Genomic DNA, 25357 nt, shown 5'->3' with positions numbered 1-25357 from the left:
CACGAAAATTAGAAAAAAGTACCACAACAAAACATCCCAATAAAAATGAAACTCCCATTTTGAATCCCAAGAGAAAAAAGGTAAAACAATGTCTTGTCTGAGATTACTTGGGAAAAGTAATAACAAAAGTGCTATAAAGACTATATTCAAAAAACTATACAAATATTTGCGCAAATAAACTGTTACAATATTCAGATCTGTTGTTGTTTTATGTTGATGTTCAGGACTGTGATGAAATTCTGAAGACACTCGAGATCTAAAGAAGAATGCCATGAAAATCATGGTGACTAAAATGGCAAGAGATGAAAACATTAAAACAGCCTGAATAAATTCGGTGTTTTTTTCTATCTGCAAAAACTGTAATATCGCAAATCCTATGATGTATATCACTACAGTTCTAATCTTTTTAAACATATCCAATTATCCTGATTTTAGTACAATCTTGAAAGTGTAAATTTTATTTACGAAAGCAGTTAAGCAGCGTTGCAAAGTGATGTTGTATTCTGTTCTAGTGATTGTGGAATTTTGATTTTAGGTGAAAAAATCATCAGCTCTTGAGCTTTTCTCTTATTTTGTAGAGAATACCGTGTATTAAATTCTATTTTAGGATATTGATTGTACAAGAATTTAACTTCTTCTACATTGTCATAAGTAATTAACCAAAAAGCATTCACATGTTTAGAAATGATATTTTCTAAATAATGATGATCTTTAGTTTTATAAAATGAAGTATACAGTCCTTTTCCCTTTTTAAAATATGGGGGATCTATATAAAGGAAAATGTTTTCATCTTTATCTTTTCTTCCATGACGTAGTAAAAACTCCTGTGCATCTAACTGTGTTAAGTATATCCTATCTTTTTTTGCGCTTATATTTCTAATTCGGCCAATTAAATTTTCTTTATTGAATCTACAGTCTATTTTGTAATTTCCAGTTTGCTCTTTTCCTCCGATGGGACCAGCATTTTTAATAATTCCTGATCTGTTTGTTCGATTCAAAAAAAGGGCAGCAAACCCTACAGAAAGTACATCTGCTTTTTCAGGAGAAATTTCTTTTTGTTTGTACCATTCTTCTAAGTTAATAGTCGTCGTGTTAATCTTTTCTATTAATTCTTCTGTCTTGTACAAAACACAATGCCAAAAACTCCAAATAAACGGGTCAATATCGTTAATGTAAATATCTTTCACATCACCATTTAAAAGAAGTTTTAAAGCCAATCCGCCACCACCAGCAAAAGGTTCACGATAAGAACATCCGTTTAATCCATTTGTCTCAAAGATTTCTTTGATTTTTTCATAGAGTGCAGTCTTGCCGCCCGGATACCTTAATGGAGAATAACTACAAACCATCTCTTTCAACCCCTCAATATTAGAAAAAAACGTGATGAAAATATTCTCATGATCCCTCACGACTTTTTTCTCAAATTAGCTTCATACAGAGCGTTTTATGTTCCCAATGTGGAATTATCAAAAAACTTTCAAATCTCTCTCTAAGATGCGTTTCTGTTGATTTAAACGCATATCTAATCCAAAAGTGATCACCATTTCTCTCTACTTTGCTGTTCTAAAACTCATGAAGCCGTTCTTGTGAGGGGAATGACATTTCCTCCTCTCTCCTGTCCTTTCAGTGCCTTCTTGCGAGTATTTTCAATCGCTCTATGCACATACCAAGCTTTGCAAAGCGCCTCGCTTTCTATCTCCTGACAGTAGGAAGAAAGTTCTGCACATGTGGGCATGAATACCTTTGACATCCCTTCAACCTGACCGGTGAGAATATTTTCAACGGCTTGTGCAAGAGCGTATGCTGAAACATCCTTGAGTGTGAGCTTGTAGGATGAGGAAACTACATTGGGATCTGTGTTAGCTGGAACTCTCAAACTCGAAAGCAAGAAAGCTGCTTTCTTAATCTGCTCATCCGAAGCTTTCATACTGAGCAATCTCTGCAGACTGTTGTAAACTTCTAATGCTGTCATCTCCTCCTGTTTCGTCAATTCGCTCCCACTCTTGAAGATCAATGGATACCCCGAACTGATCCTCTTCATAAGCATTTCCAGATGAGAAATCATCTCTGGAACTTTCGAAACTTTCTGCAAGACGTTCGCTGAAACTTTTTTGTCGCTGAGAATAATTTTCATACCTACCATTTTGTTTTTCCTTTTCCAGTTTCGCTTTTTTCTTAGCTAAAAGTCCATAATCGGAAGTAACCCAGTTGTACCATGTCCGCTGCCAATCCTTGATTTCTGCACATTTTCTTGGTCTTGCTAGCCAGTAGTTTTTAAATCTCTCAAACTCTGATAACGCCTCTTCATGCGTTAAGCCCTTGTCGATTGCGTATTTCAAGTTAGGTTTGAAATCCTCAGGAATGCCACTCTCTCGTCCATCCCTAGACCGCTTGGTTTTCTTTTCAGTGCTTTTTTGCTGTGAAACGGGTGATTGGTTTTCTGATGAGGGTGTATCGTGATCCAAATGCTTCTCAACCATCTCATCGGTTGTTTCATTCTGAACTGAAACTTCAGTTGCTAAATCTTCCAAAGCAATTTCTTTTTTTGATAACACGATAGTGTTAGTTTTTTATTATATATGTTATTGTTAATGTGTTGTCGTGATGACATCATCATGACTTCATCATGACCTCGTGATGAGTTCATCATGATATCATCATGATTTTGTGATGACTCCATCATGATTTCATCGTGATCTCTTGATGAATTATTTTGACGCTTATTTCTTCTAGTATTTGCAGCTTTTATAGCCTTTTCTGAGAGTCTATTTAAATTGTCATTGCAATTTTTTAGTTCTTCTTCAACATCAAGCTTCCATAAGCGACCATCTTCTAAACGAATAATATAGCCAGCACTCAGTAGAGCATCCAATGCCTTCACAAAGGTTTTTACTGAACAATTAGTGTGACAAGCTAAAACCTTCATGTTATTTAAAAGTGGCTCACCAGTCCGCAACATTTCTAGCTGTAATCTTATATAGACGTTGCTTTCAATAGGAGACAAATAAGTCAGATCAAGTATCCACTTGTCTGCAAAAAGCCTTGTCCACAGTAATTTAGTTGACATAGCTTTCCCCCTTTTTTTCTGAAGATGTACTACTGATATCAAGATCAACTGCTGATGATGTGTACCACAAACGGCCACTCTCTAAACGAATGATATAACCACGGCTCATTAAAGATTCTAATATGTTTCGAAACGTCCACACTGAACAGCTGCACAAACTTGATAAATGAGAAGCATCATTAAAAATAGGTGCGCGCTCATGAAGCATGAGCAAGACCAGTGTTGTATAAATAGCTGTTTCTTTTGGCTTCAAAAGCATAAGCTCAATTAAAAATTGACCAGGATAAAATTTTACCCAGGATGATTTCGTGGCCATCACATATCTCCTTCTTTCTTTAAGTATAAAATTGCCCAGCCTGTCTTCGTGCCTAAACAAGACAGAAAAGCGTGTCAGTCATCTGACGTTTTGTTAAAATGTTTATCTAAACTGGTTTAAAGCCGGGGAAGACTGCCAACAATTAAAAACACCACTTGCAAAGCATATTTTGTCTTTAATCTTTGCATTTTCACAAACTCGTGTATCGCCACAAATGTGTGTATTATAGCCAGCTTTTACATCCCCAAAAACATGCGCATTTTCATATACCCGTGCATCCCTATAAACGTGAGCATTACCGTAAACAAAAGCATCATCATAAACGCGTGCATCATCATAAACACGTGCATCACCGGAAACTTCTGCATTATCATACACCCGTGAATCACGGTAAATTTGCGCGCGACCGTAAACACGAGCATTGTCGTAAACACGAGCATGATCATAAACCTGTGCACCACCGTAAACTTCTGCTTTACCGGAAACATATGCATTACCACAAACATGAACATCATCATAAACCTGTGCACTACCGCAAACCCGTGCATTAATGTAAACTTCTGCATTGCCGTAAACGCGAGCATTTTCGTAAACTAGCGCACCATACCCAACCCAACAATCACCATCATGAGAAAGATTGTCTTCTTTCTCTATAAGACCACCCAAATCACCGGCGCTAACGTTACCAAAATCTCTTAAGGCTCTAATTCGGTAAAGAGTACAGATATATGCCTTATTAAAACTGAAAGGCTTAAACAACGTACCTTCTTCTACAAACTCGTATTTCTTTGATATACTCATGTTCTTATCCACCTAATGATTGTTGGATATTACGTGGAGTGGAAGCACTCGCATCAACCTCTGTGTTATCGCCAAAATGCTTACCGGAACGGATCTTTTGATCGCCAGCAATATGAGCATTGCCAGCAACTTCTGCGTCACCGGAAACATCTGCATTGCCATAAACACAAGCATTGCCATACACTTGAGCTTTACCATAAACATGTGCATCATGAAAAACTCTCGCATTACCATACACTCGAGCTTTACCGCCAATTTGTGCATCATCACACACCAAAGCATTACCATAAACCTTGGCATTCTGATAAACGATTGCATTGTCATAAATCCAACAATCACCATCATGAGAAAGATTGTCTTCTTTTTTTATGAAACCACCAAGGTCACCGGTTTTGACATGACCAAAGTCTCTTAAAGCTCTAATTCGGTAAAGAGTGTGGCCATAAGCTTCCTTACTTTCTTCCGTAAGCTTATATTTCTTTTCTATACTCATGTTTATCCACCTTAAGTTTAGGCAATATACGGCCATGCAAGCTATGACAGAGCGTCTAGCGAGTAGCTCGATTGAAAAAATGTTTTTGAAAAAGTAGCCTTCTTAAAACTCTGAACGCTAAACTAATGAGATGGCCACGTTTAAATGGAGTACAAGGTTAAGCTTGAAGACACTCCTTTTGTTCAAAAGGAATAACTTTTTGGGACGATGAAAACTCTACCGATTTAGTTAGCTGTTTTACGTTGGCTTCAGCATTGTTTTGACCATTAAGCATATCAAACAACTTTACCTTTAAAGCCAGCTTTTTCTTTTGCTGCTGTAAAGCCTTATTTTTTTGCTCAATTAGATTAGACAGATTTTCAAGTGTAGTTTGCTCTTCCTGAATCAATTGACCTTCTTCTTCAAGGGTTTCTTCATAGCGTTTCAGACAACTTTCAACTTTTGACTTATGCAACATCTCTTTTAATGAAGGGACATTTTCTTTGAGTAAGCGAACACTTTCTTGAATAGAATATTGTTTCTCAAGCTCATCATCTGTACTATTCTCAGGCGGTATTACCCCTGTGTATTCTTCTATTAATATACTTGCATTCTCTATTCTCTTATTACGATTTATTAATCTGTAAAATCGTGTATAAATTTCTTTTAACATTTCCTTTGCTTTCATAATCTTTCTTCTCTTTGATAGGACGAATTATCCTGTTGATGCTCATTAATTGTAGAACTTTCCAAAAACGCAGATGTTGGAGGTACTAAACTATCTTGCAATTGGCGCAATTTAAAATAATTTCTTAAAGACAGCCCTTTGCCCTTTTCCCAACGACAAACAGAAGCCTGTTTAACACCTAAAATGTCTGCCAACTCTCTCTGTGTTATCGCCAAACATTTTCGGATGGATTTAATTTCTAATTTATTTTCGGTTATCATGTGATATCCTTTTAAATTTACCATATACGTAATAGTATCAACATTTATAAAAAAAACAATAGATTTTTTTAATTTAGTAATCATAAAATTAATTATGACAAAAAATATCATTGCCGTATTAAATGTACTTCAATCTGAGTTTGGTCTGACTCAGAGAGATCTTGCGAGTAAATTAAATGTGACTCAGGCAACTATATCAAGATGGTTGGCGAGTGAATCAGATCCTAGAGGTTCACATAGAGATGCAGTACTAGAACTATATAAAAGTTTAAAAGGCTATAACCAAGTTACTACACTTATTCCTGTTATGGGATTTGTAGGAGCGGGATTTGAGATTGATACTGATGTTGAGCAAATTCCAGAAAATGGTCTTGAAACAGTTGAAATACCGTTTGACTTACCCTTTGAGGCGTTAGGATTCATGGTTCGTGGTCTTTCTATGTATCCGACGTATAAAGATGGAGACTTAATCATAGTCAAGCATTTGCAAACAAGGCCAATAAGTGATTATTACGGTGATGAAGTTGTCGTTTTAACAGAAGATAACAGACGCTTTATTAAAAAAATTGTTCGCTCTCCAGAAGGTATTGCACTTGAATCATATAATGCCCCTGTAATAAAAAATGTTAATATAAAGTGGGTCGGAGAAATAGTTGCGATACTACCACGCAAAGGCTACCGCTTGCTTATGAAGTAAGTCAATTTAACCTTTTGATTCTCTTATTTTGAAGCCAATATTTTAAATACACATGCAAAAAAATAAATATTGTGCAATTTTTCTCTTGCTTTTATTTATACATTTACGTATATTTACAAACATAAAACATTTACAAACGCAAATGAGAGGGGATGGAAGATGAATAAACAGGTTTCTGTAGATAATTATGAAATTCTGTTAGTTATATGTGATGATGATTATCCTTATGCTCAATTTGGTCCACTCGAAGAAACTGAAATCCGGGATATTATTAGCGGTTTAGACAATATCGAATGCATTCTTCGTATTGATCTTCAATCAAACCGCTATGATGATCTTTCAGAAGACATTGCTGAACTTTATGTTCAAAAATACTTAAACGATAATGACCATTATTATTTTTTAGAGAACTCTCCATATCCTTTTATAGCTGATAGCTGGGCATACAGTGATGTCTTAGACAAAATAAGGGAACGGGAAAATACAAATCCATTCTACAGTAATTGTCAGCAATAACCCTTTCTTCCCAACACATCTGAAAATTAATCCAAATAATATGAGGTTTGCAATGGAAGCGCTTATCGCTATTCAGAACAATACAATTAATCAGGAAACTGTTCAGACAGTCAATGCACGTGAATTGTATACATTTTTGGAAGTAGGTCGTGATTTCACAAATTGGATCAAAGACCGTATAAAAAAATACGAATTTGAGGAAGGAAAAGATTATGTTTTAACGCTCGCCAAAATTGGCGAACGTCAAAATGTGGTATTAAAAGAATATTACCTTACCTTAGACATGGCGAAAGAACTAGCCATGGTCGAACGGAATGAGAAAGGTAAGCAAGCTCGTCAATATTTCATTGAATGTGAACGAAAAGCAAAACAAATAACTTTCTCTCAAATTGACTACTCTAATCCCCGGGTCATGTTAGGTGTTTTTATGCATTTAAAAAATGAAAATGAACGCAAGGATTATATCATTGCTGAATTAACCCCAAAGGCAGAAGCACTGGAACGTTTAGAACGATCTGATGGTCTGCATTGTGTAAGTGATACAGCAAAAATGTTAGGCTTACTCACAAAAGATTTAACGAACTATTTGCTTAATCATCGTTGGGCTTATCGTCGTACTCAAAAAGGACCTTTGTTACCTTATCAGAGTAAAATCAATGAAGGACTAATGGATTGTGTATCCAAAACTATCCAAATAGCCGGCGGAAGGGAAATGAGTGTTTCTAATGCAAAAATTACACCAAAAGGATTAACACGCCTAAGTGTGGAACTCCAAAAACAGACTCTGCATTAAGGATAAAGATAATGACAACTTCTATCGTAGAAAAAGTGGCGCAGAAATATAATTTATCAGAACAAGAGTTTCGCAAAAAAATCATAAAAAATTGTATCAATTTCAATATTTCTAAGGAAGATTTTGAAGATTTTATTTATCTTGCCGATGGGTATAAATTAAATCCCCTGAGAAAAGAAATATATGCTGTCCCTAAAAGAGGAGGGGGCATTGAAGCAGTTGTCGGTATTAAGGGATGGTACAAGCTTATACATTCGCAGCCTAACTTTAATGGGATAAAATTTAAAAAAGAACGCGATAATGAAGGTAAGTTGATTGCTTACGAATGCTCCATATCTTTGAAAAACATTAAATATCCAATAGAAATTTCTGAAGAAATGGAAGAATGTAGACGCAATACAGAACCTTGGCGGACAAATCCTTCTCGCATGTTACGTCATAAGGCACTTACACAATGTGCACATCTTGCCTTCGGTTTTCCTGATATCTATGATGAAGACGAGGTCGATTGTATTAATGAGGCGTGTATCAATGAGGTTAATCATAATCCTCAAAATGAGAGGGTATCTGATGAAATGCTTGCGCAAATCAGAGAATTAATGAAACAAACAAAAACAGAAGAAGAAAAAGTACTCTCTTTTGCAGAAGTCGCAAGCCTTACAGAAATCTCTCATGAGACGGGGCAAATTATTTTAGAAGGTTTGAAAGAAAGACAACGCTTCCAAATGGAAGAAGAGCAACAAGCTTTACCTTCACCAAAACAACCAAACACACCAACTCAACAAGATCTACCAGGGGTGTGACATGGAACAAAGGACGCCAGAGTGGTTTCAAGCTCGTTTAGGTAAAGTTACAGCTTCAAATATTGACAGCATTGTCGGAAAAACAAGTAAAGGTTCACCGACAAGTAAATATGACGAGTACAAAAATAAACTTATCAGAGAACGTTTAGAAGATGAAATAATACCATCTTATGAAACGCCAGCCATGCGATGGGGGCGTAAATATGAAGATGAGGCAATTAAAAAATACAGTCTTAGACGTTTGGTTACTGTCACACGGTGTGGATTTATTCCTCACCCGACAATTGAAATGGCAGGAGCTAGTCCTGATGGTCTCATTGGAGATGATGGCCTCATAGAAGTCAAATGTCCTCAACCGGCAACGCATATGTTTTTTTTGCGACATGGCAAAATCAAACCTGAATATATCTTGCAAATGCAATTTCAAATGGCTTGCACAGGGCGAAAATGGTGTGATTTTGTCAGTTATGATCCTTTGCTCAAAAAGAAATTAATTGGTTTTCGTTTAAAGATTCAACGTGTTCAACGTGATGATGAGCAGATTGAGCGTATCAATAAAGCTGTCGAAACATTTTTAGAAGAAATAGAACAAGAAACCCGAATCTTTACACAAGCTGCTTAAACCCCATAGGGGGCGCTCTTTTACTTACATCCTCCCAACCAGCGCTCCCACCAATTTATTTAATATAAAAAAGAAAGGTAATGAGATGATATTTGATGATGGCGATAGATATGTCACGACACGTGAATGTGCTCAGCTTTTTAGCGTATCGACAACAACGATTCGCAATTGGGTGACACGAGGATTATTTCCCAAACCATATAAGCTGGGTAAATCAGTAAGATGGAGAAAAAAAGAAATCTTGGCATTTATTCCAAAGGAAATAAGCTGCAAATAACACAAATTTAGATAAAATTATATAAACTTTAAAGGGTGGCTTAAAGGGTGGTCGAAAAATTAGAAAATTAAGTAAAGATCTATATATTTCAATATGTTGAATAAACATAATGGTGCGGACGGCGGGACTTGAACCCGCAAGGTCTTCGACCGGCAGATTTTAAGTCTGCTATGTTTACCTATTTCATCACGTCCGCGATAAGGGCTAAGGGCCTCTCATAAGCTATATCTTTTATTTAATCAAGAATTAATAACAAAAGAAACTTCTTTCGTTCTTTGATAAATTTTTGACTGACAATAATTGTTTTTACAGTTAGAAGAAATCTATACACTATCAATAAATCAGGAAAATAAGTGGTGCTATGAGTGAATTTGTTCAAGATGTAACTAAAGCTATGTTAGCTTTACGTAATGTTTTTACGGAAACACCACTTCAACGCAATGACTTTCTTAGTCAAAAATATGATGCAGAAATTTATTTAAAGCGTGAGGATTTAACACCTGTACGGTCGTATAAAATTCGTGGTGCTTTCAGTTTTGTTTCAGAAATGCTTGATAAGGTATCTCAAGATGCGGCATTTGTTTGTGCGTCAGCAGGTAATCATGCACAAGGGGTTTCTTTTGTTTGTCGCTATTTTAAACGTAGAGGCATTATTTTTATGCCTGTGACAACACCACAGCAAAAGATTGATAAGACGCGCATTTTCGGTAAAGAATTTATTGAAATCCGTTTGGTTGGTGATACATTTGACCAATGCTATGAGGCTGCGCAATCTTTTGTAGCTGAGGGGGGAGGTGTGATGGCACCACCTTTTGACGATATTCGCATTATTACAGGGCAAGCAACAGTTTTATGTGAGGCTGCTTTACAATGGAAAAAACTTAATGGAGAAAGTGAGCCAGATTTAATTGTTGTACCTGTGGGCGGTGGTGGTCTGGCGAGTGGTGTGAGCAATTTTTTACATGAATATGGTTGGAAAACAAAGATCCGTTTTGTTGAACCAGAAGGGGCGGCGAGCTTACTTGCATGTTTAAAGAGTAAAAAACGTATCAAACTTGAAAATATTAATACATTTGTAGATGGTGCTGCTGTGGCTGAAATTGGTGCATTAAATTATGCTATGTTGCAGCAATTTTCACCCGATTGTGTTATTACAGTTCCTGAGAACAGAGTTTGTTCTACAATGGTTGAAATGCTCAATGTTGAAGGTGTGGTTCTTGAGCCAGCTGGTGCTTTATCGATTGATGCTCTTAAAAGTATTTCCCGTCAGGAACTGAAAGGCAAAAAAATTCTTTTAGTTATTTCAGGTGGTAATTTTGATTTTGAACGTTTGCCAGATATTAAAGAGCGCTCTTTGCGTTTTCAGGGATTAAAAAAATATTTTATTTTTAGTTTTCCACAACATCCTGGTGCTTTACGTAGTTTTCTTGCTCAATTAACACCAGATGATGACATTGTGCGGTTTGAATATCTCAAAAAATCAGCTAGAAATTTTGGTTCTGTTTTGATTGCAATTGAAACAAAAAAGTATGATAATTTTTATGCCTTAGAGAAAAATTTTCAAGCGTTAGGTTGGTCTTATCGTGATATTACTAATGATCAAGTGTTATTTGATTTTGTAATTTGAGAGTCTAAATTTTTTATTAGCGCGAAAGTTATAAAAATGAGATTTTTTTGTTATTTTACTCTGGGTGTATTTTTGTTGTTAGGTGCTGGCGGACAAAGTTTAGCAGCCAAACAAACAACGATACAAAAAACAGAACTTTTAAATCTAATTGTTGATATCAATAATGCTATAAAAGACAGAAATTTTGCAATTGTTTCTGCTCATATGCCTGACCGGCTTTATAAAGAAATGGCACGTCGATTAAATACAACAGAAGATGATTTACGCAACAATTTGCTTAAACAGCTCCATGTTCAATTTGAAAATTTATCTGCTGACGCTTATTATTTAGATGAGATAAAAATAGATTATCGGCAAACAGATAATGGTTCTTTTTACGCTTTGATTCCAACTACGCTAACAACAGAAGATCGTATTATTCACTATAAGACATTGGCGATTTTTGATAATAACAGGTGGTATCTAGTTTACGGAGGGCAGAAAACAATACAAAATCCAGTTTTTCTTGAAATTTATCCTGATTTTGATGGAATCAATCTTCCAAAGGAAACGGTAATAAAAAGATAAATAATGAAGCTAATGTTTCTTCTGGTTATAATAAATGCCTTTAGAAAGTACTTGCTTTTTTATTTTAATCCAACAATAGTGTAACTTAAGACATTTAAGCTTACATATGGGGTTTTACAAAGTAATTTTATATTTTCTCTTTAAATTTTAAGATACTTATGAACTGCTCAAGTCGCTTATTTCTATTTTAAGCGGTATTTTAAATGTTCAATGTCAGGTCTCGATTATGCGGGATTTAAAGTGATATAATTATAGCTTGTTAGCTGTTTGCAGTTCTTGAGCTAAAGAGAGATTTTGTTGTGAATATAAAAGAAAATACCTTTATAAAATTGGGTATACCTGCACTTTTAACTGAAAACCTATTTATTGCTGGTATAAACAAACCTAAACCTATTCAAAAACAAGCTATCCCAGTAATGCTCAAAAAGCGCGATATTTTAGGTATTGCACAAACTGGTTCTGGAAAAACATTAGCATTCGGGTTACCTATTTTGAGCCAAATTTTAGCTTTAGGTGATAAAAGATATCCTAAAACTGCACGAGCTTTGATCTTGGTTCCAACTCGTGAACTTGCAGTTCAGATTGAAGAATCAATTCGTATGGTTGCAAAAGGATCTCATCTTTCAACATGTTTAATTTTAGGGGGGGTGTCTCGATCTGCGCAAATCAAACGTATGAAAACAGGCGTGGATGTTTTAATTGCAACACCAGGGCGTTTAATGGATCTTGTCTGTGAAAAATGCATTGATCTTTCTCAATCTCGTTTTTTGGTTTTGGATGAAGCTGATCGTATGTTAGATATGGGCTTTATTCACGATGTACAATGCATTGCAAAACTTTTGCATAAGGAGCGTCAAACAGCGCTTTTTTCGGCGACAATGCCGCAAGAAATAGCTACTCTTGCAAAGAGTTTACTTAATGAACCAGTAAAAATAGAAATTGTTCCTCAAGGGACTGTTGCTACAAAAATTACTCAAAAATTATATTGTGTTCCTACACGTGAAAAAAAGAGCGTTTTGAATAAGCTTTTAACAGATCCAGCTTTAGCTTCGGTTATTATTTTTACGCGAACTAAACATGGTGCTGATGCTGTTGCGCGCAGTTTGACGAAGGCGGGATATTCTGTTGCAGTAATTCATGGAAATAAATCGCATGCTGCACGACAGCGTGCGTTAAAAGCTTTTCGTGAAGGGTCGGTAGGGCTTCTTGTTGCAACTGATATTGCTGCACGTGGTATTGATGTGCCTGGAGTCAGCCACGTTATTAATTATGATTTACCAGATGAAGCTGAAAATTATGTGCATCGTATTGGCCGTACGGGACGAAATGATACGTTTGGCAACGCTATTACACTTTTTGATGAAAAGGTAGAACAAGTGCGTTTACGTGCTGTAGAACGTGTTATTCGAATGAAATTGACGCACGAAGATATTCCACCACAAATTGCAGTACTTCCAGAGAAATCTCTTATACTAGAAAATGGTAAGAAACATTGTTTTAAAAAATCTCAGTGTCAAAAGCAGAATTTTGATCATATAGATCAAATTAAACAATTATATATAAAGAATTCTTCATCTAAAAGTAAAAGATGTAAGAAAGCAAAAACCACAACAAAACATGCTAAATCATTTCGTTTTCGTAAGTCAATAAAGCAGGTGGCTTAAATAAAACATTTGGAAGATGTAACAAAAATAACCAGGTTATATCAGAGAAAACCTGGACAAAATCTTTTTAAGCTGTAGTGACAGACTTGGTGGTTGTATTTTAAATGTATTTGGTGCTTTTAAAGTACCTAATCGTATATTGGTTATCTATTGTGAGAAAATACAATGGAACACTTAAAGAAAGCACATAAATAGTGCTATTCTGGCTGTAAGGTTGTGAAATGTAATACGAAGCAATATGTTTACGTAATGTATGATATATATGATAGTGAGTGTATTCTTGAAGCAACTTAGAAATAAATCGAAAAGCGTATCAATTAATTTTAGTAATAATTAATCTGATAAAAAAGCTGGTTTTTCATTATTTTTCAAGCATGATGGATCTCATTTATTTGTAAGTTATATAGCTCTAGTGGTTACGTGTTAAAATACTGATCAACTCAATTACTTACAGTTCAATGATGAGCGCACGCTTTAATTCAAAAGCAAAATATATTTTAAACTGATTTTTCAGTATAGTTTAGATTATTTACTTTTATTTATAAGTGTCATTTTCGCTTGTTTGGTAAAAAACGATGAATTCAAAAAAGAATTTGAGTTCTGTCAGCTAATATAAAAGAAGAATGAAGCATTATTAATAAATTTTGTTGCTAAAACTATTTAGCCTAATATACATCTTTCTCACTTTTAAATCGGGAAAAGGTTGAAAAAAAACTTTTTGCAAAAGATTTGGATATTTCGCCTTATAGAAGATATTAATCCGGATAAAAAATATTCAAAACCAGAGTAAATAAAGGAATGCTTCAAAGAGTGCAAAAACCAATTATTACAACAATAAATAAATTATTTTCAATGAGTTAAAAGGTATCTTTAATTTAAAAGATGAATTATATTATGTTATTTGAAAATTGAGAACTATAATATTTTAATTATTTTTTATTTTCAATAAATTGTAGCTATCTTTTAATTAAAAAATGAATTAAATTGGTTTATGTTAAACTGAACCTAAAAGCTTCCTTAAAAAGCTTGAAAATTCACATTAAATACCAATTACAAACTTGAAGTGGAAGATAAACAATAACCAAGAAAAGAGAGAAAACTCTGAAAAGTAAAACCCTATTCAAAAAATAGCTTCACCCCTTTGTATTACTTTTAAATACAACTCACTATGAACTTATTTTATTGTTTTAAAGGCTATATTATAACTAAAACACTATTTGCAAAAGCATGAAGTACATAAATCTTCGAAAGATATTTATAAAATTCCGAGCAAAAAATAACAGAACTTCTTAGCCAATTATATCTTATAAAGATCAGAATTTATAAGACACACCAACACGGAAATCATTGGTTTTATAATCAATTTCAAATTTATCTTTAATAAATTTCTTTTTACCAAAATTCGAGAAACGGTATTCTGTGCGTAAAATGAGGTCATCCATCATTGCAAAATCGACACCACCACCAAAAGTGTAACCAATCATTGCTTTGGTTTCATCTACTATTTTATCTTTTTTTACTTCAATTGAGGCCAATAAGATATCTTGAATCTGCGTATAAGCAACACCACCAGCAATATAAGGCATAATATGGTCAACAGCAAAACCTACACGCATTCGTGTAGCACCAGCCCACTTTTGTTTTAAAGTATGACTTATGGTTACAACAAATTTTTCTAATAATTCATCACTTGACACTGCTTCTTGCAAAAGATTTCGCCTCTGCAATCCACGCCCCCCATCTCTCATTTTATATCCACTATGTTTGATAACCTTTGTATCTTTTTTATCAGACCAAATTACATCAGTATCAACACCTAGAATAAGGCTATTATTAAGATCAAAATTAACTCCTGCGTAAAGACCACCCATAAAGCCCGAAAGTTTTGGTAATAAATTTTTCTCAGTTGATGATAATTTTGTAGAACCAATACCTTTTAAATCTAAATTTAGAGCAGTCTTACTCGAAAAACCACCAATTTGACCACCAAAATAGAAACCTGTCCAAGAAAAAGAAGGAGCAACGACATTTGGTAGAACAACAGACATTGATTCTTGAGAAATTCTACCACTTTCTGCTTGTGCTGCAGAAGATGCAACCAAAGTAAAAATAGATGCGGTGATTAAACATTTAGTATTCATATGTTGCTCCAAAGTTATACACTAAACCATATAACGATACATTTTTTTTCATAAAAAATCTGTAGTAAAAATGATACAAGTATAGGCAAAAATGAAGTTCCACACAAAAAGCAATAACTTCTTTTCGTACTTCAAAAATAAAACAAATATCAACCGTTTTGTATTTTTTTGTTTGCTCGAAATTTGTCTATTATACTACGTGAGCAAAACTCTATTGTAATGTGTTTTAAAAATTAAGATTCTTCTCAAAATATTTTTCTAAGTAGCATCAATTCAGACTTAACAAGAGGCATTTAAAAATATGATGAATATGGAGAACGTATGGAAAACGTTTGTGTAAGGAAAACGCATTCAAAAAATTTCAAGGTAATCTCAATAATATCTTTAAAGGAAAGTTAGAAAATCTTAATTTTAATTAAAATATTTCTAATCATAACATCCAATAATGAAAAGCAAATAACTGCTTAAAAAAATGGCTCCCCGGGCCGGATTCGAACCAGCGACCAACCGGTTAACAGCCGGTTGCTCTACCACTGAGCTACCGAGGAATAACACTAATTTAGTTTAGTGCAAGGGCTATAGCAAAGCAATATCCATTTGCAAAGGGTAAAATTACTTTTTTAAAAAAAAAATTCAAAAATTGCATAAAAAGAATAAAAAAGACCCAAGAAAGATTACTGTATCTTGACGGATGCATTACCTTCCCTTATTGACAATTTTGATATTTATTGACGAGGCCTCGTGGCGGAATGGTTACGCAGAGGACTGCAAATCCTTGTATCCCGGTTCGATTCCGGGCGAGGCCTCCACTTGATTTGGATTAAAATAATTTTTAAATAGTATTTTTAATTTTTCGAGTGAAGTTAGCTTTATATGGAAAATTAGCGTAATTAGAATCTTGTTATTGACTGTAACATGCTTTTTTGTCACATTCACAATGAAAAGTATTACGCTTTTATTACCGCCATTTTGATTGTGGTTTTTGTTATGCATTAGGAGAAAAAACTAGTTATGGTTGCAGATTTTGCAGAACTTCGCCGCAAAATGGTTGACAATCAAATTCGTACAGTAGATGTAACGGATTTATCAATTCTTGAGGCATTTTTAACGGTGCCGCGTGAAGATTTTGTCTCAGAAGACGTTAAGGATTTAAGTTATCTTGATGGGGATATCGTTGTTTTTCCAGCGCAAGATGATTTACGTGCATGCTATTTGATGAAGCCTGCGTCTTTAGCAAAATTACTACAACTTGCAGCTATAAAACCATCAGATAACGTGCTAAATATTGGCGCAAATAGTGGTTATTGTGCAGCATTGTTTTCAAAGATTGCTAGGTCTGTTGTTGCGTTGGAAAGTAATAAAACGCTTGTAGAACAAGCAGATAAGCTTTTAAAATATCATCAGTGTGATAATGTGGTTGTTGTTCATGGACCATTAGAGCAGGGTTATGCTGCTAAGGGGCCTTATGATGTGATTTTTATCGAAGGCGCTGTTGATTTTATTCCTGATGGTATTTTTGATCAAATGAAAGAAGGTGGGCGTCTTGTTGTGGTTGAAGGGCATGGTGGTGCAGGTGTTGCACAAATTTATATAAAAGAAGACAAGGTTATTTCAGTTCGTCGTAGTTTTAACCTTGCTGTAAAACCCCTTCCTGGTTTTTTAAAGACATTCGATTTTGTGTTTTAATATTTAATTTCATCCATGAATATGCAAAGAGTTGTGTGGTAAGTTTAGGATTTATAGTGTGCTTAAAATAAATAAAAAACTTCAGGCATGTTTATTGCTAATACTGGATGTTTTTATATCAGGATCTGCTCATGCTGGTACGTTGAAAGATGCTTTGGCTGAAGCTTATATGTATAATGCCAAGTTGAATAGCGAACGTGCTGCTGTGCGTATATCAGATGATGATATGGTCATTGCACGCTCAAATTTTTTACCACAAATTGAAGGTATTGGAACCTATGGTCGGAATAACACCGTAACAGGTGGATCTGTAGGAATAAAGTTGAGTCAAAGATTATTTGACGGTTTTGTGACGCAAAATACATTTTTTTCAGCTCAAGTTAAAACACAAGCACAACGTGAATATCTTCGCAATGCTGAACAAAATATGTTTTTGGATGCTGTAACAGCATATGCTAATGTGTATAAAGCACGTCGTATTGCTGATCTTCGTCGGGAAAATTTAGCTGCTCTTGAAGAGCAAGTTCGTTCAAATGAAGCAAGGTTAAATGTAGGGGAAGGGGCTCATGTAGATTTTGCTCAAGCACAGGCGGCGCGTTCTGTAGCTGTTTCTGAATTTAGTCTCGCTTGTGCTGATGTGAAGGCAATGGAAGCCATTTATCGTCAAATCATTGGTTCAGATCCTACACAGTTAGAACGCCCACCAGTGGCGACAGAGCTTCCAGAGAATCTTGATATTGGTTATCGAGTTGGTGATATCATGCATCCAGCGATTCTTTATGCAAGATATTTGACTGATGCCAGTTCTTATAATGTAAAAGCAAAAGAGGGGGCTTTGCTTCCTAAAGTAGATTTTTCCACAACAGTGTCTTATAATCGAATTTATAGTGGCCCTGGTGAGAATGGGGTTTCTCAATCGGTTGGAGTTTCATTGAGTGTTCCAATTTTTGAAGGTGGACGTACATCTGCGCAGGTTCGTCAATCAAAAGAGCAGTTTGAACAGGCTCGTCTCCAACTTACTGTAGCTCAAAATGGTGTAAGACAAGCGTTAACTGCTGCCTGGTTTCAGTTAGAGGGTGCACGTGCGTCTGTTATTGCTTATCGTGAGAGTGTTCGTGCTGCTGAAATTGCTCTTAAAGGTCGTATTCAAGAAAATCGGGTGGGGCAGGCAACTACATTAGATGTTTTGAACTCTCGAACTCAGTTAATTAATGCCCAAATTGCACTGGCAATTGCAGAACGGGATGTTGTGGTTGCAAGCTATAGTGTTCAATCTTCTATTGGAAAATTGACTGCAAATTATTTAGGTTTGAGGACAGTTAAATATACTCGCTGAAATTATAACCTATGTGTATATAGTGATTAGCATTTAGAGGATAAACAAATCAAATTGCTAATCATATTGAAAAATATATTGTTTACATGTAATTTCATTTAAGCGGGGAAATTCATTAACTGAAGAAAGAAAGTTGTGTGTGGCGTCATATTTCGTATGAAGAGACATGGCAATCTTATAATTCTTTTATTACACTAATGCATTGTTTTGCGTTTTTAAGAGGTTTTTAATATGGTACAGAGTTCAAATGCGTTACGTGAGCCAAGTATGGATGAGATTTTGACATCCATTCGTGAAATCATTGAAGAGAATGCGGTTCAGGCTGATCATTTTGTAAATGAAACTCTTGCTGATGGTTCTTCTGAAAAGCACTCAGAGGTATCTTCGGAAAATGTTTGTGAAACCACTTTATCCGTTGATGATGCAATGAAAGCTTTGGCTGACCGTATTGGCCTTTCCTCTGATGACGAAGATTTTTCTCTGACTCAAGTGCAAGATAACACAAATGTAGAGGATAATACAGTTAGTATGGGTGTACAAGCAACAAAACTTTCTTCCGAAGAACAGGCTTCTGTTCATAAAACAAAACAATATAATACTAAGGCATTTGTATCGCAGAAAGAAAATACAGTTTCTGATTGTGTAGAGCTATCTCCATATTTTGTCTCTTCTGCAGAGAAAATTGCAGAGGACATTTTGCGCCCGGTTATAGCAGAATGGTTACAGCGTCAATTACCTGTTTTTGTTAAAAAGATTTTGCGTGAAGAGATCACTAAGACAATTAAGAATTTATCTTAAGTGTTTGTTTGTTACTTTTAGCTATTTGGTATTTTCCTTTTATTGTAAAAGCTAGTTTGTAATTTTGTGAGGCCATTTTAAGTAGGTAACGTTTGCGAATAATGTTTGCTGGATATTAGGTTATAAGTTACGTTTTTTCGTGGTGTTATGAGTAAGTGGGTAAAAGAATGATAGAAAAAAACTATGATGCCGCTTCCATAGAGCCACAGATCGCAAAAGAGTGGGAGGCTCATGGTGTTTTTAAGGCGGGAGCTGGTTCAAAACTAGGTGCAGAGCCTTTTTGCGTTATGCTTTCCCCACCGAATGTAACGGGCTCACTTCATATGGGGCACGCTTTAAATACGACAATCCAAGATATTATGGTACGTTTTCAGCGAATGAAGGGTAAAAACGTATTATGGCAACCTGGTTTGGATCATGCAGGGATTGCGACGCAAATGGTTGTTGAACGCCAATTGGCAGAACATCAAGAGCCAACACGTCAAGAAATGGGTAGGGAAAAATTTGTCGAACGTGTTTGGAAATGGCGTCGTGAGACGGGAAGCATCATTGTTAACCAACTACGGCGTCTTGGTGTTTCATGTGATTGGTCGCGTGAACGATTTACAATGGATGAGGGGTTGTCTCAAGCCGTTTGTGAAGTGTTTGTTGCGCTTTATAAGCAAGGGTTGATTTATAAAGACAAGCGTTTGGTTAATTGGGATCCCAAGTTATTAACAGCTATTTCAGATCTTGAAGTGGATTCGAAAGAAATAAAAGGCCATTTGTGGCATTTTAGATATCCGCTTGAAGGTAAAGTTTTTGATCCAAATGATTCAACAACTTTTATAACAGTTGCGACAACGCGGCCTGAAACAATGCTTGGTGACACGGGTATTGCGGTTAATCCTGAAGATGATCGTTATAAAAATCTTATAGGTCAAAATGCTATTTTACCACTTGTTGGTCGCAAATTATTGATTGTTGGTGATTCTTATGCTGATCCTGAAGAGGGAAGTGGTGCTGTAAAAATTACACCAGCGCATGATTTTAATGATTTTGAAGTAGGGCAGAGAAATGGCTTGCGCTTAATCAATATTTTAACGCAAAAGGCTGAAGTTTTTTTACGTGATAATGAGGCATTTTTTGATGGTTTGGTCTTATCAGACGAATTGAAAGCATTAGTGGAGGATTTAGATCGGTGTGATCGTTTTGTTGCGCGAAATCGGATCATATCTTTAATGAAGGAACGGGGTTATTTTGTAAGAGTTGATGATCATCTGCACACCGTTCCTCATGGTGATAGGAGTGGAGTGCCTATTGAACCATTCTTAACTGATCAATGGTACGTCAATGCTGCAAAATTAGCAAAACCGGCAGTAGAGGCTGTTCGTCAAGGCAAAACACAATTTGTTCCAGCCAGTTGGGAGAAAACTTATTTCAATTGGATGGAGAATATTCAACCTTGGTGTATTTCTCGCCAATTATGGTGGGGGCATCAGATTCCAGCTTGGTATGGCCCTGATGGTGTGATTTTTGTTGAAAAAAGTGAAGAAGAAGCTTTAGTTTCAGCTTTATCTCATTATGGTAGAGAGGTTCAGCTAACGCGTGATCAGGATGTGTTAGATACCTGGTTTTCATCAGCTTTGTGGCCTTTTTCAACACTAGGTTGGCCCCAGAAGACGACTGAATTAAAAACATTTTATCCAACTTCTCTATCAGTTACTGGATTTGATATTATTTTTTTCTGGGTTGCCCGTATGATGATGATGGGTATTCACTTTATGGGTGAGATACCTTTTTCGACTGTTTATGTACATGCTCTCGTACGGGATCAGACGGGTGCAAAGATGTCAAAGTCAAAGGGAAACGTTATTGATCCACTAGAACTTATTGATCAATATAGCGCAGATGCATTACGTTTCACTTTAGCTATTATGGCAGCACAGGGGCGTGATGTAAAACTTGATCCTTCGCGTGTTGCAGGTTATCGCAATTTTGCTACAAAATTATGGAATGCCACTCGATTTGCAGAAATGAATGGGGTTAGGCATGGTTTGTCTTTTAAGCCGGAAGAAGCAAAACTTACTTTTAATCGTTGGATTGTAACAGAATTATCCAAAACTGTTTCGGCAGTGACTGCTGGTATTGAGAGCTATAAATTTAATGAGGCTGCTAGCGCACTTTATCGATTTGTTTGGAATACATTATGCGATTGGTATCTTGAATTTCTTAAACCTGTGTTTCAAGGTTCAGACGAAGATTCCAAAAAAGAAGCGCAAGCATGTACTGCTTGGATTCTTGATGAAGTTTATAAACTGCTGCATCCTTTTATGCCTCATATGACGGAAAAATTGTGGTCTCTCACAGCAATGTCGGGCATAAAGCGTGAAAATATGTTGGCATTGACGCAATGGCCGCAGATAACATTTGTAGATGAAGAAGCTGCAATCGATGTTAATTGGCTCATTGACGTTATTAGTGAAATTCGTTCTGTGCGCTCTGAGATGAATGTTCCAGCAGCTGCACAAGCACCTCTTGTTATTATAGAGGGGGAGGGGACAATACAAGAACGTGTGCAGCGCTATGATACTGTTCTTAAAAGATTAGCACGTGCTGAAACGATTTGTTTTTCTGATAAAATTCCATCTGGATCTGCACAAATTGTTTTAGGAGAGGTGACTTTTTGTTTATCGCTGGAGCAGTTGATTGATTTAAATGCTGAACGTGCCCGTTTGATGAAAGATATCGATAAGATTGAACAAGATATTGAAAAAATATCAGCTAGGTTAAATAATCCAAAGTTTATAGAGAATGCAAAACTAGAAGTTGTTGAAATTGAACGTAAAAAAATCATCGAATTACGTGCTGCAAGGAATAAAACATCGCTTGCTTTAGAGCGCTTGGTTTAATTGAAATTTTTTATTTTTATGAAAGTCAAAAATTATTTAAATGTGACACATTTCATAGTTTTTTTCATTATGTATTTTAAAAATTGAAATTATGTAATACTTTATTTTTAAAAGGTAATGCATGTTAAATACATGTTTTTTTAAGATTTGTAGTAACACCGATGCTGTAATGAGATTGGATAACTTTTAATGATAAATAGCTTTAAAATGTTCAAAATGGCTACGATGGTTATTACTTTAGGGATGCTTTCTACTGTTTATGCAACGGATGTAAGCGTTTCCCAGAAAGTAACTAACCGTTCATCTGATTTTTTTAAGCGTGGTATGTCTGCTTATAAAAATGGACAAACAGATCAGGCTATTTCAGCTTTACATTGTGCTGCTAATATGGGCCACATTGGTGCAAATTGGAAACTTGGTTATATTTATGCAAATGGCGACGGTGTGCCTGAAAATGATTATAAGGCATATAATTTTTTTGCACATATCGTTGAAAAAGGTGCTGATCCTGGCTCTGAAAATGAAAGTTATGTTTCTGATGCATTAGTTAAGCTTGCGGGATATCTTAGAAAGGGTATTCCTGATTCTCCTGTAAAAGCTGATCCTTCTTATGCAGTTGATCTTTATACGCAAGCTGCAACGAATTATAGAAATCCTCAGGCTCAATATTATCTAGGTAGCATGCTTTTAAAAGGCGAAGGTGGGGAAAAAAATCCTGTACAAGCAGCCCGATGGTTTCAGCTTGCAGCTAAGAAAGGAAATTCTTCTGCTCAGGCTATGCTCGGAAATATGTTGTTTCAAGCAGGGGAAACGGTTCGTGGTGTAGCAATGTTAACTGCAGCTTATGAGAAGGCTAACACAAAAGACCAAAGTTGGATTCGTCCTATGCAAGAACGAGCTTTTGCTATTTGTGATGAATTTGAACGGCGTACAGCGATGTCGTTAGCTATTGATATTCTTGAAAAAGGTAATTCTTAAGCAATTTTATTTGCGGATAATACACCTCTAATGTCTATACATAAAATTTTTTATGTATAGACTCACAGTAAAATGGCTTACATACACAATATAACAGTTAATGATTGAGAATTTTTGATAAAAATTCTTGTGCGCGTGGTGTTCTAGCTTGTGGATCAGAGAAGAATTCTTCTGACGAGCAGTCTTCAAGGATTTTTCCTTGATCCATGAAAATTACGCGTTTTGATACTTTTTGCGCAAAACTCATTTCATGGGTTACGCAAATCATTGTCATACCTTCTTCTGCTAAGTTGATCATAACATCTAACACTTCACCTACCATTTCGGGATCCAAGGCAGAGGTTGGTTCATCAAAAAGCATAACAAGTGGGTCCATAGTTAAAGCTCGTGCAATAGCAACACGTTGCTGTTGGCCTCCTGAAAGTTGACCGGGGTACTTATTTTTATGTTCGATAAGTCCAACACGTTCAAGATACAATAAACCACGCTCAAGTGCTTCTTTCTTACTGCGTTTTAGAACTTTAATTTGCGCAATTGTTAAATTTTCTGTGACAGATAAATGTGGGAAAAGCTCAAAATGTTGAAATACCATTCCTACGTGACTGCGCAATTTAGGTAAATTTGTTTTTTTTGAGTGCACTGGTACACCATTGATCCAAATTTCGCCTTTTTGAAAAGGTACTAAAGCATTGATGGTTTTAATGAAAGTTGATTTCCCTGAACCTGATGGTCCACAAACTACCACAACCTCCCCTTTATTAATATTGGTTGTGCAATTTTTAAGAATATTAACTTCGCCGTACCAATTGGAAACGTTTTTCATTTCGATCATATGAGTAGACATTTTTTTTCCTTATTAGCGAATAATGGATATTTTTTTCTGGAGATATAAGACTATCTGCGACAATGTAAAGCAGATAGCAAAATAGAAAATGGCGGCTAAAATGTAAGCTTCTTGTTTTACGCCAAAATTGTTAGAAACAATATCAAAACCGTTTAAAAGACTGTTACCACTAATTGCATAAACAAGTGTTGTGTCTTGAAACAGAATAATAACCTGTGTCAAAAAAACAGGAAGCATGTTTCTGAAGGCTTGGGGAAGAAGTACAATATACATGTTTTGCCAATACGTCATTCCAAGAGCTTGTCCTGCATATTTTTGCCCTTGCGGTATTGAAGAAAGGCCAGCGCGCATGATTTCAGCAAAATAAGCGGCTTCAAATGCAGTAAAAGTAATTAATGCTGATTTGTTCGCGCCGATTGACGTTCCCGTTAGGAAAGGTAAGAGTACAAAAAACCATAAGATAACCATAACAAGTGGTATTGAGCGCATGGCAGTTATATAAATTACGGCAAGCGAAGAAAAAAGTTTAATAGAAGAAAGCCGCATCATTGCTAACAATATGCCGAAGATAAGCCCAAATATCGTTGCAAAAAGTGTTAAAAAGACACTAAAAAGCAGACCTGGCAGAATATAAGAGAGGAATATATCAAAAGTAAAAAATGAAAAATCAAAGTCTGAAAAATTGAAAGAAAGATAAGGCCAAAAATAAGAATTCATAAAATCTTTCATATTCAACGCCCCCCCGTTTGAAGATTAGGAATTTTAAACATTTTTTCAATGATTGTCATCATAATAAAAATGAATAAAGCGATGGCAATATAAAGAATAGTAACAATCAAATAGTTTTCGTAAACATGACTTATTTCTTCAATTGTTTGATATTGGAACTGCATTAGTTCATTAATAGAAACGGCAAATGCTATAGATGAATTTTTTACAATCCCCATTGCCTCTGAAGTTAATGGTGGCATGATTGTACGAATAGCACGTGGTAATATGATATAGCGATAACTTTGACCAGTAGTAAATCCCATTGCCATGGCTGCATAACGCTGGCCAGAAGAAATAGATTCAATACCTGAACGGACTTGCTCTGCGACACGTGCAGATGTAAAGAACCCTAAAGCACAGGTTATTAATACAATAGGTGAAAAATTTATTGCTGGTGGATAAATTTTAGGGACAACAAAATACCATAAAAACACTTGTACAAGCAGAGGGATATTGCGCATAATTTCTACCCAAACACGACCAATAGCACGAAGAACGCGGTTGATGATGGAAGTGTGAGGTAAAGTGCGTATTGTCCCTATAATGACACCGACAAATACAGCTAATATTAATGAAGAGACAGATAATATAGCGGTATTTTTAAAGCCATCGAGCAGTGTGTCCAAGTAGGTATGACTTATACCAGGAGTTCCAAGACACCCAATTACTGGTGTTTGATTAAGATCATCTATACAAAGGAAAGAAAAGTCCATTAGTCAACATTTCCTAAAGTTGTCCATCC

27 protein-coding genes and 3 tRNA genes are annotated in these 25357 nt (G+C 35.6%); 15 read left to right on the top strand and 15 right to left on the bottom strand.

Translation table 11 applies throughout. The features are described from left to right. Positions 1–473: 473 nt before the first annotated feature. The 9 genes from BWD121_RS04115 to BWD121_RS04080 all read right to left on the bottom strand — a co-directional run bounded on the left by BWD121_RS04115 (position 474) and on the right by BWD121_RS04080 (position 5604). Positions 474–1349: a DNA adenine methylase gene (locus BWD121_RS04115; RefSeq protein ID WP_078663490.1), complete on the bottom strand. Its 876-nt coding sequence runs from the start codon at positions 1347–1349 to the stop codon at positions 474–476. 221 nt (positions 1350–1570) lie between these two features. Next, entirely contained in the window at positions 1571–1927 is a 357-nt protein-coding gene (locus tag BWD121_RS04110; RefSeq protein WP_078663489.1) for a hypothetical protein, read from the bottom strand. Next, complete coding sequence (locus BWD121_RS08460; RefSeq protein ID WP_240536691.1) at positions 1911–2531, bottom strand: hypothetical protein; 621 nt, start codon at positions 2529–2531, stop codon at positions 1911–1913. The genes BWD121_RS04110 and BWD121_RS08460 overlap by 17 nt, the downstream gene beginning before the upstream one ends. After that, complete coding sequence (locus BWD121_RS08455; RefSeq protein ID WP_240536690.1) at positions 2519–3067, bottom strand: DUF1376 domain-containing protein; 549 nt, start codon at positions 3065–3067, stop codon at positions 2519–2521. The genes BWD121_RS08460 and BWD121_RS08455 overlap by 13 nt, the downstream gene beginning before the upstream one ends. After that, entirely contained in the window at positions 3057–3383 is a 327-nt protein-coding gene (locus BWD121_RS04100) for a DUF1376 domain-containing protein (protein ID WP_078663224.1), read from the bottom strand. Before BWD121_RS04100 ends, BWD121_RS08455 begins: the two co-directional genes overlap by 11 nt. Before the next feature lie 102 nt (positions 3384–3485). Further along, complete coding sequence (locus BWD121_RS04095; protein WP_143245252.1) at positions 3486–4184, bottom strand: hypothetical protein; 699 nt, start codon at positions 4182–4184, stop codon at positions 3486–3488. 4 nt (positions 4185–4188) lie between these two features. After that, entirely contained in the window at positions 4189–4677 is a 489-nt protein-coding gene (locus BWD121_RS04090; protein WP_143245251.1) for a hypothetical protein, read from the bottom strand. A 157-nt stretch (positions 4678–4834) separates the two neighbouring features. Next, complete coding sequence (locus tag BWD121_RS04085; RefSeq protein ID WP_078663488.1) at positions 4835–5344, bottom strand: hypothetical protein; 510 nt, start codon at positions 5342–5344, stop codon at positions 4835–4837. Next, a complete protein-coding gene (locus BWD121_RS04080; protein ID WP_078664066.1) occupies positions 5341–5604 on the bottom strand; it encodes a helix-turn-helix domain-containing protein in 264 nt (87 codons plus the stop codon). Before BWD121_RS04080 ends, BWD121_RS04085 begins: the two co-directional genes overlap by 4 nt. Before the next feature lie 94 nt (positions 5605–5698). Here BWD121_RS04080 and BWD121_RS04075 point away from each other — a divergent pair, with 94 nt between their 5' ends. From BWD121_RS04075 to BWD121_RS04050, 6 genes are all read left to right on the top strand, one after another. Beyond that, the gene (locus BWD121_RS04075; RefSeq protein WP_078663487.1) at positions 5699–6301 is read left to right on the top strand and encodes a S24 family peptidase; all 603 of its coding nucleotides are present in this window, start codon (positions 5699–5701) and stop codon (positions 6299–6301) included. Positions 6302–6460: 159 nt separating this feature from the next. Further along, positions 6461–6817, top strand: a complete 357-nt coding sequence (locus BWD121_RS04070) for a hypothetical protein (protein ID WP_078663486.1) — start codon at positions 6461–6463, stop codon at positions 6815–6817. Between the two features lie 52 nt (positions 6818–6869). Next, positions 6870–7610 carry an antA/AntB antirepressor family protein gene (locus BWD121_RS04065; RefSeq protein WP_078663485.1) on the top strand — a complete coding sequence of 247 codons (741 nt, stop codon included), beginning with the start codon at positions 6870–6872 and terminating at the stop codon, positions 7608–7610. Between the two features lie 11 nt (positions 7611–7621). After that, the gene (locus tag BWD121_RS04060) at positions 7622–8413 is read left to right on the top strand and encodes a RecT family recombinase (protein ID WP_078663484.1); all 792 of its coding nucleotides are present in this window, start codon (positions 7622–7624) and stop codon (positions 8411–8413) included. 1 nt (position 8414) lies between these two features. Next, on the top strand, positions 8415–9035 hold the full coding sequence (locus BWD121_RS04055; RefSeq protein WP_078663483.1) for a lambda exonuclease family protein: 621 nt from the start codon (positions 8415–8417) through the stop codon (positions 9033–9035). Positions 9036–9120: 85 nt separating this feature from the next. After that, a complete protein-coding gene (locus BWD121_RS04050; RefSeq protein WP_078663298.1) occupies positions 9121–9312 on the top strand; it encodes a helix-turn-helix domain-containing protein in 192 nt (63 codons plus the stop codon). 110 nt (positions 9313–9422) lie between these two features. On the opposite strand, the gene BWD121_RS04045 is transcribed toward BWD121_RS04050, so the two are convergent. Then, positions 9423–9508: transfer RNA gene (locus tag BWD121_RS04045), tRNA-Leu, on the bottom strand. A gap of 165 nt (positions 9509–9673) precedes the next feature. Here BWD121_RS04045 and ilvA point away from each other — a divergent pair. From ilvA to BWD121_RS04030, 3 genes are all read left to right on the top strand, one after another. Beyond that, entirely contained in the window at positions 9674–10939 is a 1266-nt protein-coding gene (ilvA, locus tag BWD121_RS04040) for a threonine ammonia-lyase IlvA (protein WP_078663482.1), read from the top strand. A gap of 36 nt (positions 10940–10975) precedes the next feature. Next, positions 10976–11506 carry a hypothetical protein gene (locus BWD121_RS04035; RefSeq protein WP_078663481.1) on the top strand — a complete coding sequence of 177 codons (531 nt, stop codon included), beginning with the start codon at positions 10976–10978 and terminating at the stop codon, positions 11504–11506. 299 nt (positions 11507–11805) lie between these two features. Further along, positions 11806–13170, top strand: a complete 1365-nt coding sequence (locus BWD121_RS04030) for a DEAD/DEAH box helicase (RefSeq protein WP_078663480.1) — start codon at positions 11806–11808, stop codon at positions 13168–13170. Positions 13171–14483: 1313 nt separating this feature from the next. Here the strand turns inward: BWD121_RS04030 and BWD121_RS04025 are convergent. Continuing rightward, the gene (locus BWD121_RS04025) at positions 14484–15311 is read right to left on the bottom strand and encodes an outer membrane protein (protein WP_078663479.1); all 828 of its coding nucleotides are present in this window, start codon (positions 15309–15311) and stop codon (positions 14484–14486) included. A 473-nt stretch (positions 15312–15784) separates the two neighbouring features. After that, positions 15785–15859, bottom strand: a tRNA-Asn gene (locus tag BWD121_RS04020). Positions 15860–16046: 187 nt separating this feature from the next. Here BWD121_RS04020 and BWD121_RS04015 point away from each other — a divergent pair. The 6 genes from BWD121_RS04015 (at position 16047) to BWD121_RS03990 (ending at position 23000) form a co-directional block, all read left to right on the top strand. After that, positions 16047–16120, top strand: a tRNA-Cys gene (locus tag BWD121_RS04015). Positions 16121–16322: 202 nt separating this feature from the next. Further along, a complete protein-coding gene (locus BWD121_RS04010; RefSeq protein ID WP_078663478.1) occupies positions 16323–16997 on the top strand; it encodes a protein-L-isoaspartate O-methyltransferase in 675 nt (224 codons plus the stop codon). Positions 16998–17055: 58 nt separating this feature from the next. Beyond that, positions 17056–18333 carry a TolC family outer membrane protein gene (locus tag BWD121_RS04005; protein WP_197684861.1) on the top strand — a complete coding sequence of 426 codons (1278 nt, stop codon included), beginning with the start codon at positions 17056–17058 and terminating at the stop codon, positions 18331–18333. 231 nt (positions 18334–18564) lie between these two features. Beyond that, on the top strand, positions 18565–19131 hold the full coding sequence (locus BWD121_RS04000; RefSeq protein ID WP_078663477.1) for a DUF2497 domain-containing protein: 567 nt from the start codon (positions 18565–18567) through the stop codon (positions 19129–19131). A 167-nt stretch (positions 19132–19298) separates the two neighbouring features. Continuing rightward, positions 19299–22022, top strand: a complete 2724-nt coding sequence (locus BWD121_RS03995) for a valine--tRNA ligase (protein WP_078663476.1) — start codon at positions 19299–19301, stop codon at positions 22020–22022. 189 nt (positions 22023–22211) lie between these two features. Then, a complete protein-coding gene (locus tag BWD121_RS03990) occupies positions 22212–23000 on the top strand; it encodes a tetratricopeptide repeat protein (protein WP_078663475.1) in 789 nt (262 codons plus the stop codon). A 97-nt stretch (positions 23001–23097) separates the two neighbouring features. Here the strand turns inward: BWD121_RS03990 and BWD121_RS03985 are convergent, their stop codons facing one another. Genes BWD121_RS03985 through BWD121_RS03975 form a run of 3 tightly spaced genes read right to left on the bottom strand, consistent with a single transcriptional unit; the run spans position 23098 to position 25328 of the window. Continuing rightward, the gene (locus BWD121_RS03985) at positions 23098–23844 is read right to left on the bottom strand and encodes an amino acid ABC transporter ATP-binding protein (RefSeq protein ID WP_078663474.1); all 747 of its coding nucleotides are present in this window, start codon (positions 23842–23844) and stop codon (positions 23098–23100) included. A 12-nt stretch (positions 23845–23856) separates the two neighbouring features. Continuing rightward, positions 23857–24573: an amino acid ABC transporter permease gene (locus BWD121_RS03980; protein WP_078663473.1), complete on the bottom strand. Its 717-nt coding sequence runs from the start codon at positions 24571–24573 to the stop codon at positions 23857–23859. A gap of 2 nt (positions 24574–24575) precedes the next feature. Continuing rightward, complete coding sequence (locus BWD121_RS03975) at positions 24576–25328, bottom strand: amino acid ABC transporter permease (protein WP_078663472.1); 753 nt, start codon at positions 25326–25328, stop codon at positions 24576–24578. Positions 25329–25357: the final 29 nt, after the last annotated feature.

The sequence above is a fragment of the Bartonella sp. WD12.1 genome, from assembly GCF_002022415.1.
In the GTDB taxonomy this organism is placed as follows: Bacteria; Pseudomonadota; Alphaproteobacteria; order Rhizobiales; family Rhizobiaceae; genus Bartonella.
This window is presented reverse-complemented; position numbering and strand designations above follow the sequence as displayed.

Excerpts from the sequence above, each read along its gene's own strand:
- BWD121_RS03995 (WP_078663476.1), top strand. The coding sequence starts at position 19,299 with ATGATAGAAAAAAACTATGATGCCGCTTCCATAGAGCCACAGATCGCA.
- BWD121_RS03990 (WP_078663475.1), top strand. The coding sequence starts at position 22,212 with ATGATAAATAGCTTTAAAATGTTCAAAATGGCTACGATGGTTATTACT.
- BWD121_RS08455 (WP_240536690.1), bottom strand. The coding sequence starts at position 3,067 with ATGTCAACTAAATTACTGTGGACAAGGCTTTTTGCAGACAAGTGGATA.
- BWD121_RS04110 (WP_078663489.1), bottom strand. The coding sequence starts at position 1,927 with ATGAAAGCTTCGGATGAGCAGATTAAGAAAGCAGCTTTCTTGCTTTCG.
- BWD121_RS04075 (WP_078663487.1), top strand. The coding sequence starts at position 5,699 with ATGACAAAAAATATCATTGCCGTATTAAATGTACTTCAATCTGAGTTT.
- BWD121_RS04080 (WP_078664066.1), bottom strand. The coding sequence starts at position 5,604 with ATGATAACCGAAAATAAATTAGAAATTAAATCCATCCGAAAATGTTTG.
- BWD121_RS04085 (WP_078663488.1), bottom strand. The coding sequence starts at position 5,344 with ATGAAAGCAAAGGAAATGTTAAAAGAAATTTATACACGATTTTACAGA.
- BWD121_RS04000 (WP_078663477.1), top strand. The coding sequence starts at position 18,565 with ATGGTACAGAGTTCAAATGCGTTACGTGAGCCAAGTATGGATGAGATT.
- ilvA (WP_078663482.1), top strand. The coding sequence starts at position 9,674 with ATGAGTGAATTTGTTCAAGATGTAACTAAAGCTATGTTAGCTTTACGT.
- BWD121_RS04070 (WP_078663486.1), top strand. The coding sequence starts at position 6,461 with ATGAATAAACAGGTTTCTGTAGATAATTATGAAATTCTGTTAGTTATA.
- BWD121_RS03985 (WP_078663474.1), bottom strand. The coding sequence starts at position 23,844 with ATGTCTACTCATATGATCGAAATGAAAAACGTTTCCAATTGGTACGGC.
- BWD121_RS04100 (WP_078663224.1), bottom strand. The coding sequence starts at position 3,383 with ATGGCCACGAAATCATCCTGGGTAAAATTTTATCCTGGTCAATTTTTA.
- BWD121_RS03980 (WP_078663473.1), bottom strand. The coding sequence starts at position 24,573 with ATGAAAGATTTTATGAATTCTTATTTTTGGCCTTATCTTTCTTTCAAT.
- BWD121_RS04060 (WP_078663484.1), top strand. The coding sequence starts at position 7,622 with ATGACAACTTCTATCGTAGAAAAAGTGGCGCAGAAATATAATTTATCA.
- BWD121_RS04095 (WP_143245252.1), bottom strand. The coding sequence starts at position 4,184 with ATGAGTATATCAAAGAAATACGAGTTTGTAGAAGAAGGTACGTTGTTT.
- BWD121_RS04035 (WP_078663481.1), top strand. The coding sequence starts at position 10,976 with ATGAGATTTTTTTGTTATTTTACTCTGGGTGTATTTTTGTTGTTAGGT.
- BWD121_RS04090 (WP_143245251.1), bottom strand. The coding sequence starts at position 4,677 with ATGAGTATAGAAAAGAAATATAAGCTTACGGAAGAAAGTAAGGAAGCT.
- BWD121_RS03975 (WP_078663472.1), bottom strand. The coding sequence starts at position 25,328 with ATGGACTTTTCTTTCCTTTGTATAGATGATCTTAATCAAACACCAGTA.
- BWD121_RS04010 (WP_078663478.1), top strand. The coding sequence starts at position 16,323 with ATGGTTGCAGATTTTGCAGAACTTCGCCGCAAAATGGTTGACAATCAA.
- BWD121_RS04025 (WP_078663479.1), bottom strand. The coding sequence starts at position 15,311 with ATGAATACTAAATGTTTAATCACCGCATCTATTTTTACTTTGGTTGCA.
- BWD121_RS04065 (WP_078663485.1), top strand. The coding sequence starts at position 6,870 with ATGGAAGCGCTTATCGCTATTCAGAACAATACAATTAATCAGGAAACT.
- BWD121_RS04050 (WP_078663298.1), top strand. The coding sequence starts at position 9,121 with ATGATATTTGATGATGGCGATAGATATGTCACGACACGTGAATGTGCT.
- BWD121_RS04055 (WP_078663483.1), top strand. The coding sequence starts at position 8,415 with ATGGAACAAAGGACGCCAGAGTGGTTTCAAGCTCGTTTAGGTAAAGTT.
- BWD121_RS04115 (WP_078663490.1), bottom strand. The coding sequence starts at position 1,349 with ATGGTTTGTAGTTATTCTCCATTAAGGTATCCGGGCGGCAAGACTGCA.